20 protein-coding genes are annotated in these 21205 nt (G+C 72.1%); 11 read left to right on the top strand and 9 right to left on the bottom strand.

Translation table 11 applies throughout. The annotated features are described in order from the left end of the window. Positions 1-40: 40 nt before the first annotated feature. A complete protein-coding gene (locus tag ACFZBU_RS28985) occupies positions 41-1153 on the bottom strand; it encodes a citrate synthase 2 (protein WP_391586624.1) in 1113 nt (370 codons plus the stop codon). Positions 1154-1484: 331 nt separating this feature from the next. Here ACFZBU_RS28985 and pdxH point away from each other — a divergent pair, with 331 nt between their 5' ends. Then, positions 1485-2177, top strand: a complete 693-nt coding sequence (gene pdxH, locus ACFZBU_RS28990; RefSeq protein WP_391586867.1) for a pyridoxamine 5'-phosphate oxidase — start codon at positions 1485-1487, stop codon at positions 2175-2177. 389 nt (positions 2178-2566) lie between these two features. Next, positions 2567-3823: an MFS transporter gene (locus ACFZBU_RS28995; RefSeq protein WP_391586625.1), complete on the top strand. Its 1257-nt coding sequence runs from the start codon at positions 2567-2569 to the stop codon at positions 3821-3823. Between the two features lie 91 nt (positions 3824-3914). Here ACFZBU_RS28995 and ACFZBU_RS29000 read toward each other — a convergent pair whose 3' ends face one another. The 3 genes from ACFZBU_RS29000 to ACFZBU_RS29010 form a co-directional block, all read right to left on the bottom strand. Beyond that, positions 3915-4661: a hypothetical protein gene (locus tag ACFZBU_RS29000; RefSeq protein WP_391586626.1), complete on the bottom strand. Its 747-nt coding sequence runs from the start codon at positions 4659-4661 to the stop codon at positions 3915-3917. A gap of 164 nt (positions 4662-4825) precedes the next feature. Continuing rightward, positions 4826-5572, bottom strand: a complete 747-nt coding sequence (locus ACFZBU_RS29005; RefSeq protein ID WP_391586627.1) for a sugar isomerase domain-containing protein — start codon at positions 5570-5572, stop codon at positions 4826-4828. A gap of 76 nt (positions 5573-5648) precedes the next feature. Further along, positions 5649-6992: a cryptochrome/photolyase family protein gene (locus ACFZBU_RS29010; protein WP_391586628.1), complete on the bottom strand. Its 1344-nt coding sequence runs from the start codon at positions 6990-6992 to the stop codon at positions 5649-5651. A 254-nt stretch (positions 6993-7246) separates the two neighbouring features. Between ACFZBU_RS29010 and ACFZBU_RS29015 the strand changes: the two genes are divergently transcribed. Beyond that, positions 7247-7936, top strand: a complete 690-nt coding sequence (locus tag ACFZBU_RS29015) for an iron dependent repressor, metal binding and dimerization domain protein (RefSeq protein WP_391586629.1) — start codon at positions 7247-7249, stop codon at positions 7934-7936. Between the two features lie 223 nt (positions 7937-8159). On the opposite strand, the gene ACFZBU_RS29020 is transcribed toward ACFZBU_RS29015, so the two are convergent. After that, positions 8160-8816: a bifunctional DNA primase/polymerase gene (locus tag ACFZBU_RS29020; RefSeq protein ID WP_391586630.1), complete on the bottom strand. Its 657-nt coding sequence runs from the start codon at positions 8814-8816 to the stop codon at positions 8160-8162. A 445-nt stretch (positions 8817-9261) separates the two neighbouring features. Between ACFZBU_RS29020 and ACFZBU_RS29025 the strand changes: the two genes are divergently transcribed. The 6 genes from ACFZBU_RS29025 (at position 9262) to purU (ending at position 16112) form a co-directional block, all read left to right on the top strand. Continuing rightward, a complete protein-coding gene (locus tag ACFZBU_RS29025) occupies positions 9262-10638 on the top strand; it encodes a transcriptional regulator (protein ID WP_391586631.1) in 1377 nt (458 codons plus the stop codon). Positions 10639-10844: 206 nt separating this feature from the next. Continuing rightward, entirely contained in the window at positions 10845-12218 is a 1374-nt protein-coding gene (locus tag ACFZBU_RS29030) for a hypothetical protein (protein ID WP_391586632.1), read from the top strand. Between the two features lie 112 nt (positions 12219-12330). Beyond that, on the top strand, positions 12331-13455 hold the full coding sequence (locus ACFZBU_RS29035) for a uroporphyrinogen-III synthase (protein WP_391586633.1): 1125 nt from the start codon (positions 12331-12333) through the stop codon (positions 13453-13455). Positions 13456-13613: 158 nt separating this feature from the next. After that, entirely contained in the window at positions 13614-14429 is an 816-nt protein-coding gene (locus tag ACFZBU_RS29040) for a hypothetical protein (RefSeq protein ID WP_391586634.1), read from the top strand. 210 nt (positions 14430-14639) lie between these two features. Then, positions 14640-15077: a hypothetical protein gene (locus tag ACFZBU_RS29045; RefSeq protein ID WP_391586868.1), complete on the top strand. Its 438-nt coding sequence runs from the start codon at positions 14640-14642 to the stop codon at positions 15075-15077. A 138-nt stretch (positions 15078-15215) separates the two neighbouring features. After that, entirely contained in the window at positions 15216-16112 is an 897-nt protein-coding gene (gene purU, locus ACFZBU_RS29050; RefSeq protein WP_391586635.1) for a formyltetrahydrofolate deformylase, read from the top strand. Positions 16113-16202: 90 nt separating this feature from the next. Here the strand turns inward: purU and ACFZBU_RS29055 are convergent, their stop codons facing one another. Then, positions 16203-16421, bottom strand: a complete 219-nt coding sequence (locus ACFZBU_RS29055; RefSeq protein WP_391586636.1) for a hypothetical protein — start codon at positions 16419-16421, stop codon at positions 16203-16205. Between the two features lie 425 nt (positions 16422-16846). Here ACFZBU_RS29055 and ACFZBU_RS29060 point away from each other — a divergent pair, with 425 nt between their 5' ends. Next, positions 16847-18040: an RtcB family protein gene (locus tag ACFZBU_RS29060; RefSeq protein ID WP_391586637.1), complete on the top strand. Its 1194-nt coding sequence runs from the start codon at positions 16847-16849 to the stop codon at positions 18038-18040. A gap of 98 nt (positions 18041-18138) precedes the next feature. Here ACFZBU_RS29060 and ACFZBU_RS29065 read toward each other — a convergent pair whose 3' ends face one another. The 3 genes from ACFZBU_RS29065 to ACFZBU_RS29075 all read right to left on the bottom strand — a co-directional run bounded on the left by ACFZBU_RS29065 (position 18139) and on the right by ACFZBU_RS29075 (position 20112). Next, positions 18139-18684 (bottom strand): DUF1772 domain-containing protein, encoded by a 546-nt coding sequence (locus ACFZBU_RS29065; protein ID WP_391586638.1) that lies wholly within the window; start codon positions 18682-18684, stop codon positions 18139-18141. 82 nt (positions 18685-18766) lie between these two features. Beyond that, the gene (locus ACFZBU_RS29070; protein WP_391586639.1) at positions 18767-19246 is read right to left on the bottom strand and encodes a DUF1772 domain-containing protein; all 480 of its coding nucleotides are present in this window, start codon (positions 19244-19246) and stop codon (positions 18767-18769) included. A 2-nt stretch (positions 19247-19248) separates the two neighbouring features. Then, positions 19249-20112 (bottom strand): NAD(P)H-binding protein, encoded by an 864-nt coding sequence (locus tag ACFZBU_RS29075; RefSeq protein ID WP_391586640.1) that lies wholly within the window; start codon positions 20110-20112, stop codon positions 19249-19251. Between the two features lie 81 nt (positions 20113-20193). On the opposite strand from ACFZBU_RS29075, the gene ACFZBU_RS29080 reads away from it, so the two are divergent. After that, positions 20194-21183, top strand: a complete 990-nt coding sequence (locus tag ACFZBU_RS29080) for an AraC family transcriptional regulator (RefSeq protein WP_391586641.1) — start codon at positions 20194-20196, stop codon at positions 21181-21183. Positions 21184-21205: the final 22 nt, after the last annotated feature.

The following is a 21205-nucleotide window of genomic DNA, read 5'->3' on the forward strand; positions in this document are numbered from 1 at the left end:
GCCCTTGTGGGGAACGGGGCTCCGGACGAGCGTCGAGAACTCAGTGCTTCAGGTTGCGGACCGTGTCGTCGTAGCCCGGGACCTCGGTGATCGGGCGGGTGCCCGGGCCGACATACAGGGCGGCCGGGCGCACCAGCCGCGAGGTGCGCTTGTGCTCCAGGATGTGCGCACTCCACCCGGCGGTCCGGGCGCAGGTGAACATCGAGGTGAACATGTGGGCCGGCACCTCGGCGAAGTCCAGCATCACCGCGGCCCAGAACTCCACGTTGGTGGCCAGGATCCGGTCGGGACGTCGAGCCTGGAGCTCCTCCAACGCCGCCTTCTCCAGTGCCGCGGCCACCTCGTAGCGCGGCGCCCCGAGCTCCTTGGCCGTGCGCCGCAGCACGCGCGCGCGAGGGTCCTCGGCACGATAGACCCGGTGGCCGAAGCCCATCAGGCGTTCGCCGCGGTCGAGGACGCCCTTGACATACGCCGTGGCGTCGCCGGTGCGCTCGATCTCCTCGATCATGTGCAGCACGCGCGAGGGCGCACCGCCGTGCAGCGGGCCGGACATCGCGCCGACCGCGCCGGACAGACATGCCGCGACGTCGGCGCCGGTGCCCGCGATCACGCGCGCGGTGAACGTCGAGGCGTTCATGCCGTGCTCGGCCGCAGACGTCCAGTAGGCGTCGACCGCCTTGACGTGCTGCGGGTCCGGCTCGCCGCGCCAGCGGATCATGAAGCGCTCGACGATGGTCTGCGCCTTGTCGATCTCGCTCTGCGGCACCATCGGCTTCTCCAGGCCGCGGGCCGACTGGGCGACGTACGACAGCGCCATCACGGCGGCCCGGGCGAGATCGTCCCGCGCCTGGGCGTCGTCGATGTCGTGCAGCGGTTTCAGACCCCACACCGGAGCGAGCATGGCCAGCGCGCTCTGCACGTCCACGCGGACATCGCCCGAATGGATCGGGATCGGAAACGGTTCGGCCGGTGGCAGGCCGGGGTTGAACGCCCCATCCACCAGCAGGCCCCAGACGTTGCCGAACGAGACGTGGCCGACGAGGTCCTCGATGTCCACACCTCGGTACCGGAGCGCGCCACCCTCCTTGTCGGGTTCGGCGATCTCCGTCTCGAACGCTATGACTCCTTCGAGCCCGGGTACGAACTCGGACATCAGGCGGCTCCTCATGCGATCTCGACTGACTTGTGGCCGGGTCCTTCATACCCCGCACTACCACACCGTGTCTTCCCCCGAACGAGGCCGGGGCGCATGGTGCCGATCATGCTCCGCACCTGGGATCCGCCGGTGGTTCGGGGAGGTGTTCCGCTCGGTCCGGGCGAGGCCGGGATGGTGCCTCGCCTGAAGGTATGGGCCGATCGAAGTCCGTCGGTCAGGATATCTCTTGATATCGAGACGACCTACGCCGGAACACGCCCGGGCGAGTGAGGTCCGGCACAAACCGGCCGGGTTCGGTCGTCCCGGCATCATCCGGTAGGGGGTGACCGTGCCGGCGGCGGGCGCCGAGTGGTACTCGTTGTCCGTGGAGTTCACCGAGCTTGCCGCCATGCGCCGGCAGTACCGAGGCGAAGGCATCGACGTCTGCGCACTGCCGCCGACCCCCTTCCCGTTGTTCACCGCGTGGCTGGCCGAGGTGGCCGCTGCCGAGTTGCCCGAGCCGAACGCGATGGTGGTCGCGACCGCGACGCCGGACGGCCGGCCGAGCATGCGCACGGTGCTGCTCAAGGAGTTCGACGAGCAGGGCTTCGTCTTCTATACGAACTACGGCTCGCGCAAGGGCGCCGAACTGACCGCGAACCCGGCGGTGAGCCTGCTCTTCCCGTGGCACGCGCTCGCCCGCCAGGTGATCGTGAGCGGATCCGCCGAACGGGTGTCGCGCGAGACCACCGCCGAGTACTTCCGCTCCCGGCCGCGCGGCTCGCGGATCGGGGCCTGGGCCAGTGAGCAGTCCAGCGTGGTGTCCGGGCGGGACCAGTTGGAGAAGCGCTACGCGGAGGCCGCGGCAGGGTTCGCGGACATCGACGACATCCCGGTGCCGGAGTTCTGGGGCGGCTATCGGGTCCGGCCGGATGCCGTGGAGTTCTGGCAGGGGCGGGAGAACCGGATGCACGACCGACTGCGCTACCTGCGCGAGGGCCGCGAGGGCACCCGGTGGCGGTTCGAGCGACTGAGTCCGTGAGCACGTGCGGCCGGTTCGGCGTGCGGGTGGGCGCCCGGCAAAGCAGCGACCCGCAGGTCGCTTCTCCGTCCACCTCGGTGAGGTGGAACGAAGGCCGGGGGACGATCCCGGCGACCTGCGGGTCGGGTGTCTGCCTGGTGTTGCCGGCCGCCTGCCTGCGTCCGTCGCGGTGCACTCACGACGGGGCCTGCCGAGCCGGTAAACCGGAGTGGCGGCTAGCGGGCAGCCACCTCACGCGTCCGAATGCTATGCAACTTCAGACCACCTCCTCTCCCGTGTGCCAGTGAGGTTAGATCGGCCCGAGGGCGGGTGCAACGCATTTTCGGGGTGCCCGATCCCACATCGAAATCAGGAATAGATGCAGGGGACATTGGGATTGGATAGCGCGGGTGCCCCCTGCCTCGAAGCACCTCGCCCGGACCGTCCTCGCGGACGTGACCCCGCTCCGCGAGTTCCCCCACTTCCGTCGTCTGTGGTTCGGCCACTCGGTCTCCTCGCTGGGTCAGCAGATGACCGCGGTCGCCGTGGCGATCCAGGTGTACGCGCTGACCGGGTCCAACTTCGCCGTCGGTCTGGTGGGGCTGTGTTCGGTGGTGCCGCTGATCGTGTTCGGGCTGCTCGGCGGTGCGATCGCGGACAGCGTGGATCGCCGACTGGTCGGCCTGGTGACCGCGAGCGGGCTCTCCGCGGTGTCGATCGTGCTGGCCGCGCAGGCGTTCCTCGATCTCGGCCAGGTGTGGCTGCTGTACGCGGCGGTGGCGGTGCAGTCGGCGTTCTTCGCGGTGAACAACCCCGCGCGGACCTCGATGCTCCCCAAGCTGCTGCCCGTGGAGCGGCTGCCCGCCGCGAACGCGCTGAACTCGATAGCCATGGCGCTCGCGATGACGATCGGGCCGATGCTCGGCGGCCTGGTGATCGGTCTGTGGAGCTTCCAGGCCGCCTATCTGATCGATGCGATCGCCTTCTCCGCGGCGCTGTACGCGATGTGGCGGCTGCCGTCGATGCCGCCGACCCGGACCGAGGGCGGGCCCAGGCGGGCCTCGGTGCTGGAGGGGCTGCGCTTTCTGCGGAGCAGGCCCAACATCCGGATGACGTTCCTGACCGACATCGTCGCGATGGTGTTCGGCATGCCGCGCGCGCTGTTCCCGGCGATGGCCGCGACGCTGTACGGCGGCGGGGCGACCACGGTCGGCCTGCTGGTCGCGGCGCCCGCGGTGGGCTCGCTCGCGGGCGGGTTGTTCTCCGGCTGGCTGGGCCGGGTGCAGCGGCAGGGGCGCGCGGTCGTGCTCGCGGTGATCGCGTGGGGCACGTGCATCGCGGTGTTCGGGCTGGGCGGCCCGCTGTGGCTGGGCCTGATCCTGCTGGCCCTCGCCGGCTGCGCGGACACCATCGGCATGGTCTTCCGCAACACGATCATGCAGGTGGCGACCCCGGACGAGATGCGGGGGCGGCTGGCCGGCGTGTTCATCGTGGTGGTCGCCGGCGGGCCCCGGCTCGGCGACTTCGAGGCCGGGTCGGTGGCGGCGCTGAGCACCGAGCGGATCTCCGTGGTCAGCGGTGGACTGGCCTGCGTGATCCTGGTGATCGCGCTGTCGCTGCGGTGGCGCGGCTTCTGGCGCTACGACGCCCGCGACCCGCAGCCGTAGCAGCCCGGGCTGCGGAACGGGTCGGCCCGACCGGGCCGCGCCGACCCGGTCGGATCGGCGCGGTCCGGTCGAACGGCGCGCGGTACGCGGCTCAGGTGCGGGGGGCGATCCACACCTGTTCGGCGTGTGCGGCCACCCGGCCCTCGGCGTCGTAGAGCGTCGTCGCGGTACGCACCTTGCGGCCCTCCCGGCCGAGTCGGCGACCGAGGACGACGCACGGCTCGTCCGGGTAGGGCAGCGCGTACACGTGCGCGGTCATCCGGCCGAGCAGCAGCGCGGTGTCCCGGTCCATCCCGGTCCAGCCGCCGGGGCAGTCGAGCGCGGCCCAGACGAACTCGGGGCCGACCTGCTCGCTTCCGGGCGCGACCAGCGAGGCGTGCGGGGTCCACACGCATGCGTTGGTGTCCGGCCGGTCCGTGAGCATGCCCGGGAACAACCGCAGGCCGTCGCCCTCGGCCCGTCCGGTGCCGCACACGAAGCACTCGGTGTAGGGGTTCCAGGCCGCGAACCCGGGGAAGGACCGGCTCGCCTCGACCGCCTCGGCGGGGGTCACCGGGTCGATCGGCGTGGGCAACGGCAGCGCGGCGTCGACCGGTACCGCCTCGGCGATCGGCCCGTCGTCTTGGTGCAGCGTCAGCACACCCGTGCCGGCGTCGTGCGCGAGCGCCAGCGGTCGGTCCAGCGGCACCGCGCGGCGCAGCGTCACGGTCACCCCGGAGGCCGTCCCGCCGCTCGCGCGGCCGGCCAGCAGACCGGCCAGGTAGCCGCCGTTGCCGATGCCCGGCGGCCCGTTGAAGCGGCCCGGGACCACGATCGTGGCCGCGCGCGGGTCGGGCACGCCGGCCGACTCGGCCGACCCCGGGTCGGCTGCCTGATCGGACGCCTGCTCGGCCCCGGTCGGCGTGGACGACCGATCGGCCGACGACTGCCGGTCCGGGGTCCGCCGATCCGCGGCCTGCCGGTCCGAAGATTGGGACCGTGCGTTGGGATGCACTGCCGGGTTCACCTCAGATAGAAGATCCGGTCCGCGTGTTCGGTCAGCAACCGCTCGTTCCACGCGGCTCCGCCCTCGACGTTCGCGGACATGAACACCGGGGGTTCGATCCCCCGGGAGACCAGGTGGCCGATCACGCCGACCATGAGCGCCTGGAGCACCGCGGAGCACACCACGCCCGAGGTCGGGCCGATCCGCTGCGGTACGCCATCCGCCTCGAGGGCGGCGTCGCCCGGCGGGATGGCGGTGTCCAGCACGACGTCGCAGTTGTCGAGGACCCGGGTACCCGACGGATGCCTGGGCGATTCGGCCTCGCTGGCCACGACCGATGTGACGCCGACCACGAGCGCGCCGCGCTCGCGCGCCCGCCGGGCCATCTCCACGGGCAGCCCGTTGCGTCCGGACAGCGAGATCACCACGAGCACGTCGCCCTTGCGCAGGCCCGCGCCGTCCAGCACCGGGCCGGCCAGCTCGGCGAGCTTTTCCACCGCGGTGCTGACGGTGATCGGGCGCACGGAGAGTTCGTTGCCGGGGGCGATCAGCGGGTTGGCCAGGATCAGGCCGCCCGCGCGGTAGACCACGTCCTGCGCGGCGAGCGCGGAGTGGCCGCCGCCGAACACGAAGAGCCGGCCACCGGCGGCCAGCGACTCGGCGATGCGGTCCGCGGCCCGGTCGATGGTGGGCAGTTCTTCGTCCCGCAGCCGTTCCAGCAGTCCGATCGCCGCGTCGAGGTAGCGCGCACCCAGCTCGACCATGCCCGGTCCTCCCGTTTCCTTCGGTGCGTTCGGAGCTTCGTATTCGGATCCGCCGTGCGTACGCGGATCCGGCACCTTACCGCCGGATCGCCTCGTAGCGGTCGAGTGCGACGCGTCTTTCCTCGGCGTGCTCGACGATCGGATCGGGGTAGCCCGGGACGCCGATCCTCCACGGCTCGTGCACCGCCTTGCCCGCGACGGCACGCAGTTCGGGCACGTAGCGCCGAACGTAGTCCCCGTCGGGGTCGAACCGGCGGCCCTGGGTGATCGGATTGAAGATCCGGAACCACGGCGAGGCGTCGGTGCCGCAGCCCGCCGTCCACTGCCAGCCGTGGCTGTTGGAGGCCGGGTCGCCGTCCACCAGGTGCCGCATGAAGTGTGCCGCGCCGCGGGTCCACTCCTGGTGCAGGTCCTTGACCAGGAAGGACGCGACCACCATCCGTACCCGATTGTGCATCCAGCCCTCGGCGAGCAGTTGCCGCATTCCGGCGTCCACGAACGGGAAGCCGGTCCGGCCCTCGCGCCACGCGTCGAACAGCGCGTCGGCGTCCGGGCCGGTGTCGTAGCGCATCCCGGCCATGTCCCGGTTCAGGTACTCCCGCGCGGTCTCCGGGTGGTGCCACAACACGTCGGCGTAGAACTCGCGCCAGGCCAGTTCGGCGCGGAAGGTCTCGTCGACGCGGCCGGCGAGCAGCGTGCGCGGGTGGATCTCGCCGAACTTCAGGTGCACCGACAGCCGCGAGGTGCCGGCCAGGTCGGCCCGGTCGCGCAACTCGCGGTACCGATCCAGACCGTGCGCGCGGAACGCCTCCCAGGTCGCGCGGGCCACGCGCTCGCCCGCCTCGGGCAGCCGTACCCCGGCGGGCGCGGGCGCGGCGGGTGGCGCGACCGCGTCGGCGTCCGCCCACGCGAGGTCGGCGGGCAGCGGCAGCGGGTCGGGCCGGGCGTGTTCGAGCCACGCGCGCAGGAACGGCGTGAACACCCGGTACGGCGTCCCGTCGGCCTTGACCACCCGCCCCGGAGCCACCGCGTACGGCGACCCGGTGGCCCGGAACGGCACGTCGAGCGCCGCCGCCACGGCCGCGTCGCGGGTGCGCCCGTAGGGCCCGAAGTCGGCGGATACGTGCACCTCGGCGGCGCCGACCTCGCGCACGAGCGCGGGCACCTCGCGGGCCGGGTCACCCGCGCGGAGCACCAGGTGGCCGCCGAGTTCGCGCAGGTCCTCGTCCAGGGCGCGCAGCGAGTCGACCAGGTGCGCGCGGCGTGCGGGCCCCGAGGCGTCCCACAACACCGGGTCGAACACGAACAGCGGCAGCACCCGGGCGGGCTCGCCGTCCCCGGTGCCCGGGAAGCCGGTGCCGGCCGCGGCGTGCAGCGCCGGATGGTCGGCCAGCCGCAGGTCCCGCCGGAACCAGAGCACGTGTACACGATCGAGGGATCCGGACGAGTCCGAGGTCTTCCGGGATGGCAATGGCATACCGGAACGTTATGACCGTACGCACTCGACGACGTGGGCCCACACGGGCGGGGCACACGTACGGATGACGCGGGGGCACGCGCCGGACGGCGCGAGCGGGGCAAACCGCGGGGACCCGATCGGCCGGACGTCCGCATCGGCGGTTCAGGTGCGTCAGAATTGCACGGCAGGACCACCCAAGAACGGAGCCGCTGGTCGTGAGTGGACTCATCGACACCACGGAGATGTACCTCCGGACGATTTTCGAGCTGGAGGAGGAGGGCGTGGTCCCGCTGCGGGCGCGGATCGCGGAACGGCTCGAGCAGAGCGGGCCGACCGTGAGCCAGACCGTGGCACGTATGGAGCGGGACGGGTTGTTGACGGTCGAGGGCGACCGTCATCTGGAACTGACGACCGAAGGGCGGGGAATCGCGACTCGGGTCATGCGCAAGCACCGACTCGCCGAGTGCCTGCTCGTGGACGTCATCGGATTGCCCTGGGAACAGGTGCACGCCGAGGCGTGCCGTTGGGAGCACGTGATCAGTGAGCAGGTGGAACGTCGCCTGCTCGAACTGCTGCGCTACCCGAAGGAATCGCCGTACGGCAACCCGATCCCGGGCCTGGAGGAGCTGGACCAGGAACTGCACGCCGACTCCTTCAAGGAAGGCGGGCTGGTCACGCTGCTCGAGTCGGCGGGGCCGGAAGGCAAGAACGTCGTGGTGCGACGGCTCGGTGAGCCGCTGCAGACCGACGCCCAACTGATGTACACGTTGCGCCGGGCCGGGATTCGTCCCGGGGCGGTCGTGAGTGTGCACGAGTCCGCGGGTGGCGTGATGGCGGGCAGCGGCGGCGAAGCCGCGGAGCTGTCGCCGGAGGTCGCGTCGCACGTGTTCGTGGCCGCACGGTAGTCGCGGGTATACCCGCGGGATTTCGGGCCCTCGTTGCCGGTTGGTTCGGCTTCGAGGGCCCGTTGCGTTCCGGGTGGCTCGGAATGGTGCCCCCACCCGGCGCACGCGTGCCGCCGGGTGGGCCGGCTGCGGCCTTGCCGGCAACCGGCCGCCCGGTGGCGCCCGGCGGCGGGGGCGCGTCGGTGGGCCGGGTGGGGGCGGCTGCGGTCCGTGTGTGGGGGAGTTACCTGGCCTCGACCATGGAACGGCCGCAGGCGTAGGCGATCGGGCTGACCAGTTCGCGGGCCTCGGGGAGCCAGCGGTTGAGTTCGGTGGGTTCGCGGGCCCACGAGGCGCTGCCGGAGCTGCCCATCCGGGACGGCGGGGCGACCACCCAGTCGCCCTCGCCCTTGGGGATCAGGTCGATCGCGCTGGTGCCCCAGCCGATGCGGCGCAACATCTCGCCCATCTTGTCCCGGGCGCCGGGCAACACGAGGAACTGGAGCCGGCGGGTCGGCGTCGCGATCACCGGCCCGAGCGGCAGGCCCATGCGTTCGAGCCGGGCCAGCGCGAGGCAGCCGGCCTGCTCCGGGACGTCGATCACGTCGAAGCCGCGACCGGTGGGCAGCAGGATCGCCGCGTCCGGATGTTCGTTCCACCAGCGCCGGACCAGCGCCGGCGAGCTGGCCGCCTGGACCGCCCAGTCGCGCAGGATCGGGTGCGCGCCGGGGGTGGCACACGCGGGATGACCGCAACTGCAACGACGCCCCGCACTGTTCTCGACCACCGAGGCGCCGGGAACCACGTCCCAGTGCCGGTCCTCGGCGTAGCGGACTGCGGTCTCTACAAGCGTGTCGCGGGCGAGTTGCCGGGCCCCCAGGGTGTCTTCCACGTGCTGCACAACTGCGCGGCCCCGCGATGGTTACGGCCGGGCGGCGCCCCGCTCGCGGCCACCCGTACGGTGCACCCCGATCGGCGCCGGGTCGCGCGCCGCGCGACCGCACTCCGGGCAGGTGAAACCGGATGATCAGGGGCGATGAGATCATCGGTCGCCATCCGGCGCAAGGGGGGCGCATGGGTGCAGAACCGGGGGCGCAATGAAGGGTGCCCTATCCGCTGCGCTATACGGGTCACTACGCTCCGTACGCGGATGACATTTCATACGACTGCGGGCAACATCGGCAATTCCTGCCGATCCGGATCTTTCGGCGTGGGGATGACGTCCGCTGGACACGCATCACGGACTCATCAGGCATCAGGGCACGGACACGAGGGGACCGCACGATCCCCGTCGCGCCGATCCCGCATGTCGCAATCCCGCACCAACGGTCGGGGAGGGAACGCCGATGGCCGCGCGAACGCAGGCGACGAGGCAGCCCAACGAGAGGCTGACGGCACTGATCCAGGAGGCCGGCTGCTCGAATGCCGGGCTCGCCCGACGGGTCAACATGTGCGGGGCCGAGCACGGCATGGATCTGCGCTACGACAAGACCTCGGTGGCCCGTTGGCTGCGCGGTCAGCAGCCGCGCGGCGCGGTGCCGAACCTGATCGCCGAGGCGATCGGCCGCAAGCTCGGCCGACCGGTCACCGTCGAGGAGATCGGCATGGCCGACGGCCGCTCGCTGGCGACCAACGTCGGCCTCCAGTTCGCCGCCACCCCGGCGGCCACCGTCGAGGTGGTCACCGAGCTGTGGCGCAGCGACGTGAACCGGCGCGACTTCCTGCTCAACTCCTCGGTGGCGGTGGCCGCGCTGGTCGCACCCAGTCGGGACTGGCTGATCACCGAGCCGGACGCGCAGGTGGCCAGGATCGGCGGGCCGCGGGTGGGGGCCTCCGACATCGAGGCGGTGTGTGCGACCACGGACATGTTGTCCGCGCTGGACCACCGGTTCGGCGCCGGGCACATCCGTCCGGTCGTGGTGCACTACCTGGGCAGCGTGGTCACCCAGCTGCTCAACGGGACCTATTCCGACGAGACGGGCCGAGCGCTGTTCGCGGCCGTGGCCCGACTCACCGAGCTGGCCGGTTACATGGCCGTGGACACCGGCCAGCCGGGTCTCGCCCAGCGTTACTACATCCAGGCCCTGCGGCTGACCCAGGCCGCGGGCGACCGTGCCTACGGCGGCTATGTGCTGGCGGCCGGGATGAGCCACCTCGCGGGCAGCCTGGGCAACCCGCGCGAGATCACCCAACTCGCCCGCGCCGCCCAGGAGGGCGCCAAGAACGAGGCGACGCCGACCACCCAGGCGATGTTCCACGCCGCCGAGGCGCGCGGGCACGCGCTGCTCGGCGACGCGCGCGCCTGCGAGGCCTCGCTGGCGCGGGCCCAGTCCGCGATGGACGTCGCCGTACCGGACGAGGATCCGTCCTGGATAGGGCACTTCTCCCAGGCGTACCTCTCCGACGAGTTCGCGCACTGTTACCGCGACCTGGACCGGCCCCGACAGGCCGAGGCGGCGGCCCGCGCGGCCCTGGACGGGCACGCCGACACGCGGGTGCGCCGGCGTGCGGTCGACACCCTCCTGCTCGCCACCGCACACCTGCAGCAGAACCGGCTCGACGAGGCGTGCGCGGTCGGCGCCGAGGCACTGGACCTGGTGGGGCGGCTGCACTCGGCGCGCGGCCTGGAATACCTCAAGGACTTCCAGCGCCGGCTGGAACCGTACCGGGACGAGCACGTGGTCCGGGAATTCGCCGAAGCCGTGCACGCCGTTCCGGTCTGAGCCCCGCCCGGGCCGCCGACCTGCGGCGCGGCGGGCAACACGGCCCGCCGCCGAGGGCGCGGACGGCGTCGCCGCGAGGTGCGCGGCTGTTCGTCACTCGAACGTCTGAGTTACCGTCGGGCGGACGGATTACCGGCCGCCGGGCGGCCCGGACGGTCGCACGACCGCCGGACACGACGGCCTCGGGCGACGAACGGGTGGATGGCATGGGATCGGCTGGATCGGGCGGACGGGGCCCCAATGGCGAGCAGCCGGGGCCCTCGCCCTTCGGCCCGCTCGAACTCCCGCGCGACGAGACCGAGGTGCTGCCGAGGTTCGAGGACTACGCGGACCAGGGACCCCCGCAGGGCTACGGCGCGCCGCAGCCATACCCCGGGCAGCAGCCATACCCCGCGCGGCAACAGCCCTACGGCGCACCGCAACCGCCCTACGACGCCGACAGTGCGTACCGGCCGAACCCGGCCCACCCGAGCCCGCCGGGTGCCCCGGCCGATCAGCCCGGCGCGACCCGGCTCGGCCCGCAGCCCGCGTTCGCGCCGCCGGCCGGACCTGGCCAGGTGCCGCCGCGCCCGTCGCACGCACCGCCGGGGGCGCCCGCGTCCGCGCCGACGGGAGCCCCGCCGGCCGGGCCCGACCTGTTCCGGCCGAGCCCGTCGCCCGCAGCCGGACCGGCCGACGCCACCCAGGTGTTCCCGGCCAACCTGTTCCGGGACGAGGCCGCCGGACCGCCGGCCGGAACGGGAGCGGTGGACGCACCCGGGCAGCCGACGCCCGCGCCCTACGCGCCGCCCGGCCACGCGTCGCCGTCCGCCGGGTATGCCGCGCCGCAGCCCTACACCCCGCACTACGCGCCGCCGGCCGGCCCGCCGCACGGCCCCGGCCCCGGTAACCACGCCGACCCGGGTCCGGCCGGCCGCTCGCGGACCCCGCTGATCGCCGCCGGTGTCGGGGCGCTCGTGGTGGTCGCCGCGATCGGCGTGTTCGCCAGTGGTGCGTTCGGCGACGACGAGAAGAGCGACACCGCGGACAAGGGCGCCGCGGCCGCCACGACCGGCGCGCCCGCCCAGCCGGGTGCCTCGGCCGGCGCCACGCCCGGGACCACCGCACCGCCCGCCAAGGCCGACGACGGCGCCGCCGGGCAGGCGACCGCCGTCGACCGACTGCTCCAGGACGGCGCCGGATCCCGGCAGACCGTGTCCCGGGCCGTGCAACAGATCCAAAAGTGCGAGGACCCCGCGGCCGGCGCGCAATCGTTGACCGAGGCCGCCCGACAGCGCGACCAGCAGATCGCCGGCCTGGGCAAGCTGACCACCGACAAGCTCAGCGGCGGCACCGAACTGGTCGCGGGCCTGCGCGACGCGTGGGCCGCCTCCGCCGAGTCGGACCGCGAACTCGCGGCCTGGGGGACCGAGATGGCCCAGGGCGGCTGCAAGGGTCACCACGCGGAGAACACCGACCACAAGCGCGCCGCCGACCGCGCGAGCGGCCGGGCCACCACCGCGAAGAACAAGGTCGTCGGGTTGTGGAACCCGATCGCGACGACCTACAACCTCAAGAAGCGCACCGCCGGCGAGTTCTGACCCGCGCGCCCCGCCGGCCCGCCGCCGGGCGGACGCCTTTTCGACCCATGCGCTAACTCCCGCGTGACCGTCCGGCAACAGCGCCGTAACACACGTCGGCGAGTCTCACCCCATGGAGACAGGCACGAGGGCCGAACCGCTGATCGGGTTCACCATCGGCGTCACCGCGGCCCGGCGCCGCGAGGAACTCGTCGCGCTGCTCCGGGATCTGGGCGCCAAGGTGGTCGACGCGCCCACCGTGCGGATCGTGTCGCCGGCCGACGACCCGATCCTGCGCCGAGCCACCGACCGCGCCCTGGAGCACCGACTCGACTACGTCGTGGCCACGACCGGGGTGGGCTGGCGCGGCTGGTTCGCCGCCGCCGAGAGTTGGGGGCGCGCCGCGCGATTGACCGCGGCGTGCCGGGCCGCCGTACTGGTCTGCCGCGGGCCCAAGGCCGGCACCGCGGTGCGGGCGTGCGGCCTGCGCGAGGTGTACTCGGCCGGGTCCGACGCCGGCGACGAGGTGCTGGCCTGGCTGCTCGCCCGCGACCTGCGGGGGCGGCGGATCGCGGTGCAGGAACACGGCGCACCGCCGGAGGGCTTCGTCGACGCGCTGCGGGCACGCGGCGCCGACGTGGTTCGGATCCCGGTCTACCGCTGGGGTCCGCCGGACGATCCGGGTGCGGTCCGCCGCCTGGTGGAGCAGACCGTGCGCCGCGAGCTGCACGCGCTCACCTTCACCAGTGCGCCCGCGATCGGCGCGTTCCTGGAGGCCGCCGAGGAACAGGGCCGCAGGGCCGAGGTGTTGGCCGCGCTGCGCGCCGACGTGCTGCCGGTGTGCATCGGGCCGGTGTGCGCCCGGCCGCTGGCCGAGCAGGGCGTCGAATCCGTGTGGCCCGAGCGCGGCCGGCTCGGCTCGCTGGTGCGCACGATCACCGAGGCGCTGCCCGCCCGGGCCCGCCGCGAGCTGCACACCGATACCGAGCGCCTGGTCCTGCAGGGCAACGCGCTGCTGGTCGACGGCCGGACCATCTGGCTGCCGCCGGTACCGGGCGCGGTGTTGCGCGCGCTCGCCGAGAAGCCGGGCTGGGTGCTCAGCCGAGCCGAACTGCTGCGTCGGGTGTGGGCCGACACGCGCACCGACGAACACGCCGTGGAGGCGGCGGTGGCCCGGCTGCGCACGGCGCTGGGACCGTACGCCGGCCTGGTCCGCACGGTCACCAAGCGCGGATACCGGCTGGCCGTGGACCCGTGAGCCGCCGGCCGCGGCGCCGCGAGCAAAGCGGTATATTTCCAGCGCCCGCCACCCCCCGCCTGGTAGGAGCCGAGGGCCAACCCGCACCATGGCTGGGTGACAGGGGGTGAACACGAACCTTGATACGCATACGGAAACGCACACGACTGTCGGCGGTCGTGCTGTTCGCCACGACCATGGCCGGTGCCGCCGCGTGCTCCGGATCCTCCGACACCGGCCGGATCGCCGACACGGTGGCCAGCGCCGGGCCGAGTTCGGCGCGACTGTCCTCCACCGGCTCCAAGCCGGCCCCGGCGGACCGCCCGAGCGGCAGCGTGCCGCCGGTGGTTCCGCCCGCCGCCGCCGGTGACACCGCCGAATCGGGGGTCTACGGCAGCGAGTTGCTGACCCACCTGCGGACCACCCCGCACGGGGGACACGTGACCAGGGTCCGGGTGGTCAGCTCGTACAAGGTCTACAAGGTCACGCTCGAAACCGACCTGGTGCGCGGCGACGGCTCGAACGTGCGGGCCGAGGAGATCGTCCGCGACCGGGCGGGCAAGCTGCTCACCGAGACCGCGCAGTGGGCCGAGGACCACCCGGCGCTATGGGTCGGCGGGATCGAGATCCTCGACTCGGACCGCGACGCGATCGACTTCCGGCTCGGCGCCGAGCGGGACGACCGCAAGCCGGCCGCGGACGACTACGGCGCCGCGATGCTGGCCGCGCTGCACACCACCGCGGAGGGGACCCGGCTGCAGCAGGTGCGGCTCACCCTGGACCACAAGGGCAAGTACGAGGTGGCGATCGACACCGACCTGTCCTCGCACCTGGCGGGGGACTACACGACCGAGGCCGCGCAGGCGTTCAACACCGCGGCCCGGATCCTGCGCGAGGCGCAGAACTGGATCCGCGACCACCCGGGTTTCGAGGTGGCCGCCCTGCGCGTATACGACGTCGAACGCGGACTGATCACGATAAAGGTGGTCGACTGAGTCGACCCGAGTCGACCGCGTGGACCGGGCCGACCGGCCGTCGCCCGCGCTGCGGACCGCCCGGTTGCCGGGATCGGTCCGGTCTGCGGCATGATCGGTGGGAATCCGAGGTGATCGAAAGCATCCCGCCCGAAACCGATCGGGAACGGAACGGGAGCGGATCGGCGAAACGGAAGCGGAGACAGGGGAGGAGGCGCCACGATGGCACGTATGCGCCAGAGCACCGTTCCGTGGTGGCGTTGGCGGGCCCAGGTCCGTTCCGCGCTGCACATGTTCGGCGACCCGACGTTCCAGCGCGAGTCCTGGCTGGCCGGCCGCCCGGAGTACGGCTCGATCACCGATGCCGTCTATCGCCTCGTCGGCGACTCGTGGCTGGACCGCTGGTCCGCGAGCACCTACGTCGGCTGCCTGGTCGCGGACGCGGACGAGGCCGCACTGGTGGACGCCGCGGTGCTGGAGATCCTCGCCGTCCTGCACGACATCGGCGAGGACGCGCCCGCGCCCGCCTACCTCACCCACCCGCGCTGGCCGCAGGTCGTGGCCACCTCACGGGCCGCACACGTGGCGCTCGCGAAGACGGACGAGGACGACCCGGACGCGCCGCCCGACTCGCTCGACGTGCTGCGCATCCGTACCGGCGGGCGCTGAGCCCGCGCGGGACGTGGGATCCTGTACGACCGGCGGGGCCGGCCCGCGGGCAGGCGGATCGGGCTCCGCAGCCGAGCCGGCGGACCGGACATCCGGAAGGCCGTACGAATGCCGCAGTTGGAGAAGAAGGGCGCGTCCATGACCGAGCAGACCCAGCCTGTCGACGGCACCGGTGCCGGGTCGACCGGCGGCCAGTACGTCCTGACGCTGTCCTGCCCGGACAAGCGCGGCATCGTGCACGCGGTCGCCAGCTTCCTGATGATGACCGGCTGCAACATCGTGGACAGCCAGCAGTTCGGCGACCGCGACACCGGCCTGTTCTTCATGCGCGTGCACTTCACCGCCGAGCAGGGCGTCGAGCTGGACGCGCTGCGGGCCGGCTTCACCGCGGTCGGTGCGTCCTTCCACATGGACTGGCAGATCCACGACGGCGACGCGCGGATGCGCGTGTTCGTGATGGTCAGCAAGTTCGGCCACTGTCTGAACGACCTGCTCTTCCGCAGCAGCATCGGCGCGCTGCCGATCGAGATCGTGGGTGTGGTGTCCAACCACCGCGACTTCGAGGAGTTGTCCCGCTCGTACGGCGTACCGTTCCACCACATCCCGGTCACCCGGGAGACCAAGCCGGAGGCCGAGGCGCGACTGCTCGCCCTGGTGCGCGAGAACGACGTGGAACTGGTGGTGCTGGCCCGGTACATGCAGGTCCTGTCGAACGACCTGTGCAAGCAGCTCGAAGGCCGCGCGATCAACATCCACCACTCGTTCCTGCCGAGCTTCAAGGGCGCCAAGCCCTACCACCAGGCACACGCGCGCGGGGTCAAGCTGATCGGCGCGACCGCCCACTACGTCACGGGCGACCTGGACGAGGGCCCGATCATCGAGCAGGAGGTCGAGCGGGTGGACCACGCGGTCACCCCCGCGGGCCTGGTCGCGGTCGGCCGCGACGTCGAGTGCCAGGCGCTCTCGCGCGCGGTCAAGTGGCACTCCGAGCGGCGCGTGCTGCTCAACGGGACCCGCACCGTCGTCTTCACCTGAGCGCACGGCCGGCGCGTGCTGCTCGCGGGCGCCCGCTCCGTCCTCTTCGGTCGAGCGCACGACCGGCGCCGGCCCGGCGCATCCGCCACTTCATCGCACACTCAGCACGAACGCCGCCACGCCGACCAGGGCTGCCGCCGCCCCGGCGAGCCGGCCGGCCCGGGCGGCGCGCGGGAACTCGGTGCGCTCCCGAGGGCCGTCCCCGTCGAAGTCGCGGACCACGGGTCGCATCCGGGAGCGATGCCGATCGCGGCCGAACACGACGCAGGCCACGGCGGTGATCCAGGCGGCTACCCCGACGACGAACATGCCTCGGGAATGTACGCCCGACCCGGTGCACTGTCACCGCGGCGCACGGGGTGCACGCCGGGGCGCACGCCGGTCGTTCCGCGCCGACCGGAAAACCCTTTGCCGGGTGGGCGGTTGCCGTGGCTTGATGGAGGCCGAGCCGAGACGGGTCCTTCCGTGTGACCTGTCCTTGTAGGGAGAGGAGCGAGCCGGTGCGGTTCCGTGACAACAGCCGATACCCCGTCAAGGGTGCCTCGGCCCGCCGCGTGTAACCCCTGCTTCGCTTCCGCTCCGCGGGACCCGCAGTCGCCAAACCCTGCGGTCCCGCCACCGGCCGCCCCGTGCCGCACCCGGATTCACCACCCGGAGTGCGCCGGGACGGCCCACCCGGACTTCGAGCCGATGTGCTCATGTTTCGTCGTACCCACTCAGGAGAGTGACCAGTTATGTCGTACACCGAGGTCCCGGGCGCCCGGGTCCCGATTCGCATGTGGACCGACCCCGCCGCGGTCGAGGGTCAGGCCATGCAGCAGCTCCGCAACATCACCACCCTCCCGTGGCTGCACGGCCTCGCCGTGATGCCCGACGTGCACTTCGGCCGCGGCGCCACGGTCGGCTCCGTCATCGCCATGCGCGACGCGGTCTGCCCGGCGGCGGTGGGCGTGGACATCGGTTGTGGGATGAGCGCGGTCAAGACCACGCTCACCGCGGCCGACCTGCCCGACGACCTGTCCCGGGTGCGGTCCAAGATCGAGCAGGCGATCCCGGTCGGGATGGGCATGCACGGCGAGGCGGTCGACCCGAGCAAGCTGTACGGGCTCTCGACGGCCGGGTGGGCGGAGTTCTGGTCGCGCTTCGACGACGTCGCGGACGCGGTGAAGTTCCGGCGCGAGCGGGCGATGAAGCAGCTGGGGTCGCTCGGATCCGGGAACCATTTCGTCGAGCTTTGTGTAGATACATCCGATGCGGTATGGCTCATGCTGCACTCGGGCTCGCGCAACATCGGCAAGGAACTGGCGGACCACCACATGTCGGTGGCCCAGTCGCTGCCGCACAACCGGGGCATCGTCGACCGGGACCTCGCGGTCTTCATCAGCGGCACTCCGCAGATGGACGCGTACCGCTCCGACCTGTACTGGGCGCAGGAGTACGCGGCGAAGAACCGGGCGATCATGATGGCCCTGTTCCAGGAAGTGATCCGGCGCGAGTTCCGCAAGGCCCGGGTGGGCTTCGAGGAGCCGATCAGCTGTCACCACAACTACGTCTCGGAGGAGACCTACGACGGTGTGGACCTGCTCGTGACCCGCAAGGGCGCGATTCGGGCGGGCCGTGGCGACCTCGGCATCATCCCGGGCTCGATGGGCACGCGGTCGTACATCGTCCGGGGCCTGGGCAACGAGGCCGCGTTCAACTCCGCCTCGCACGGTGCCGGCCGCAGGATGAGCCGGAACGCCGCCAAGAAGCGGTTCACGGTCGAGGACCTCGCCAAGCAGACCGAGGGTGTGGAGTGCCGCAAGGACTCGGGCGTCGTGGACGAGATCCCGGGCGCCTACAAGAAGATCGAGCAGGTCATGCGTCAGCAGCAGGACCTGGTCGAGGTCGTCGCCGAACTGCGCCAGGTGATCTGCGTCAAGGGTTGAGGTCCGACGCCGGATCGGTCGAAGTCCCGCCCTCCGCGAGCAACTGCTCGCCGGAGGGCGGGACTTCGGTGTTTCCGGGGGTTCGTCGGAGTGGTTCTTCAGGGGGTGCGGGTGGTGCGGGCGAGGATGTGGACGGCTCGGGTGAGGGTGGCCAGGGCGGCGGTGGCGGCGAGGGTGCGGGCGATGTTCCAGGCTATCCAGGCGTTTTCGACGTCGTCGCGGAGCTTGGCGGGGTCGGCGATCTCGGCGGGGTTGCCGGCGTCCTCGATCCTGTTGTTCAGCGGGATGTTGCCGCCCATGGTGATCAGCATGCCGAGGAAGGCGAGGGCCACGCCGGCGATGATCCAGCGGTTCGCCTCGGTGAGGCCGAGCTTGCGGGTCCGGACGATCGAGATCACGCCGAGGATCGGGGCGCCGAAGAAGCACGCGAAGAAGACCGGGTTCTCGATCCGCTTGTTGACGTGCTGGAGGAAGTCGATGAAGGTGCGGTCGTCGACGTCCGCCAGACCCGGCATGATCGCGACGGCGAAGCAGAAGTAGACACCGGCGACCAGGCCCGTGGTGAGCAGGGTGGCGCCGAGCAGTACGGCGGCGGTGCGGGTGGGACGTGGTGTGGGGCGCGAAATGATGGACTGCTCGGTCATGCCTGGATCCCCGTTTTCGAGTGCTGGTTGCCGGGTGCGGGTGCGGAGTTTCGGGTGCTCGGGTGGCGGTGGTGGCGCGTCGTCAGCGGGTCAGGGCCATGACGAGGCAGGCCGCCGCCGCGATGCCGGAGAGTGCGCGGACGTGGTTCGCCCTGGTCCAGTCGGCGAGGTAGCCGGCCCAGAGGCGTTCCTCCGCGGCGGAGTTCGGCTCGACCGCGGCGAGCGCGTTGTTGCGGGGCACGTGGTAGCCGCCGGTGAGCACGATCGTGCCGACCAGGTAGAGCACGGCGCCGACGAGCAGGTACACCGCGTACGCCTCGCCCCACGAGACGACCGCCGCGATGCCCAGGCCCACGCACAGCAGGGCGGTGCCGAACAGGCCGGCCATGAAGGGGGCGGTCACGGCCGTGACGTTTATCGAACGCATGGCCGCGGCCCCCTGAGCCGCCGGCAGCCGACCGAGGCCTGCCATGACGAAGGAGGAGAAGCCGAAGAAGACTCCGCCCATGGATGCGCAGCCCAGGGCCGCGACAAGCGTCAGGATGAACAGGGGGCCGCTCATGGTCACACCTTCCAGACGCCGCGGGCGGCGGCGTCGCGTGCGTAGTCGGAGAAGTCGCGGGGTGCCCGACCGAGCGCGCGCTGCACACCGTCGCAGACGTGTGCGTTGCGCCCGTCGAGGACCTCGCCGAACAGGAAGGCCAGCAGGTCGATGACCTCGGCGGGCACCCCGTGATCGGCCAGGACCGCCGAGTATGCCTCCAACGGGACCTGCACGAACGTGATTTTCCGGCCCGACGCACGGGCGATCTCGGCGACCGCGTCGGCGAAGGTGAGCAGCCGCGGACCGGTCACCTCGTATACCTGGCCGAAGTGCCCGTCCTCGGTGAGCGCGGCGACCGCGACGTCGGCGATGTCGTCCACGTCGACGAAGGGTTCGCCCACGTCGCCGACCGGAAGAGCGACCTCGCCGCCCAGGATCGGGCCGAGGAACTCGCCCTCGTCGAAGTTCTGCGCGAAGAAGGAGGCCCGGACGATCGTCCACTCGGCGCCGGAGGCGCGCACCCGGGCCTCGGCGTCCTGTGCCTCGGGCTCGCCGCGGCCGGACAGCAGGACCAGGTGCCGCACGCCGCTCTCGACGGCGAGGTCGGCGAACGCGCCGACCGTGTCCGCACCGCCGGGCGCGGCGATGTCGGGCTGGAAGGAGACGTACACGCTGTCGATGCCGCGCAGCGCCGGGGCCCAGGTGGTGCGGTCCGCCCAGTCGAACGGGACGGGTGCCGACCGGGAGCCGAGCCGAACCGCACGGCCCAGCCCGGTGAGCTTCTCGGCGATCCGCCGGCCGGTCTTCCCGGTCCCGCCCAGGACCAGCGTGGTGGTGCCGGTGTTGCCGGTGGTGTTCGCGGGGTTCTGCTCGTTCGTTGTCATGGCTCTATTCAATGCCCACGCGGTGAGACTGAACATCGCTCAAACGCCCAATTACATGTTTGATCGTCTAAAGTTCCCGGCATGGATGCTCTCGCGAGTCTGCTCAACGGACCTCGGGCGCAAGGCGCCTTCCTGCTCCGTTCGATGCTGAGTCCGCCGTGGTCCATGCGCATCCACGACGAGGCGCCGCTGACGATCGTGTCGATGGTGCGCGGCCATGCGTGGATCGCGCCGGACCGGGGCGAGGCCCTGCGACTGACCGCCGGCGACGTGGCGATCGTGCGCGGTCCCGACCACTACCGGATCTCCGACGACCCGGGCTCGCAGCCGCAGATCATCATCCATCCGGGCCAGCGCTGCTCGACCCCGGACGGGCGGGACCTGGCCAAGGAGATGGCGCTGGGCGTGCGCACCTGGGGCAACAGCGCGGACGCCGAGACGATCATGTTGACCGGGACGTACCAGATGGCCGGCGAGGTCAGCCGCTCGCTGCTGGAGGCGCTGCCCACGCTCGCGGTGGTGCGCCACAGCGAGGGCGACTTCCCGGTGATCCCGCTGCTGGCCGACGAGATCGTCAAGGACGACCCCGGGCAGGACGCGGTCCTGGACCGGTTGCTGGACCTGCTGCTGATCGCCATGCTGCGCACGTGGTTCGCCCGGTCGGGCACGGATGCGCCGGGCTGGTACCGCGGTTACCGCGATCCCGTGGTCGGGCACGTGCTGAGCCTGATCTACAACAACCCCGAACAACCGTGGACGGTCGCGTCGCTGGCCGCCGAGGCGGGGGTCTCCCGGGCCTCGCTGGCCCGCCGGTTCGCCGAGTTGATCGGCGAACCGCCGATGACCTTCCTCACCGGCTGGCGCCTCGCACTGGCCGCGGACCTGCTGTGCGACCCGAACGCCACGGTCGGCGGGGTCGCGGAGAAGGTGGGCTACGGCGACGCGTTCGCGCTCAGCACGGCCTTCAAGCGGGTCCGGGGGCTGAGCCCGCGCGAACACCGGGCCCGGGCGCTGCGGCGCGAAGGTGTGGGCATCGACGGCTCGCGGCACCTGATCGCGGACCGCGTCTGAGCGCTCGGGTGGGCCGCGCCGG

Origin of the sequence: Embleya sp. NPDC008237 (genome assembly GCF_042956465.1) — a bacterium.
GTDB lineage: Bacteria > Actinomycetota > Actinomycetes > Streptomycetales > Streptomycetaceae > Embleya.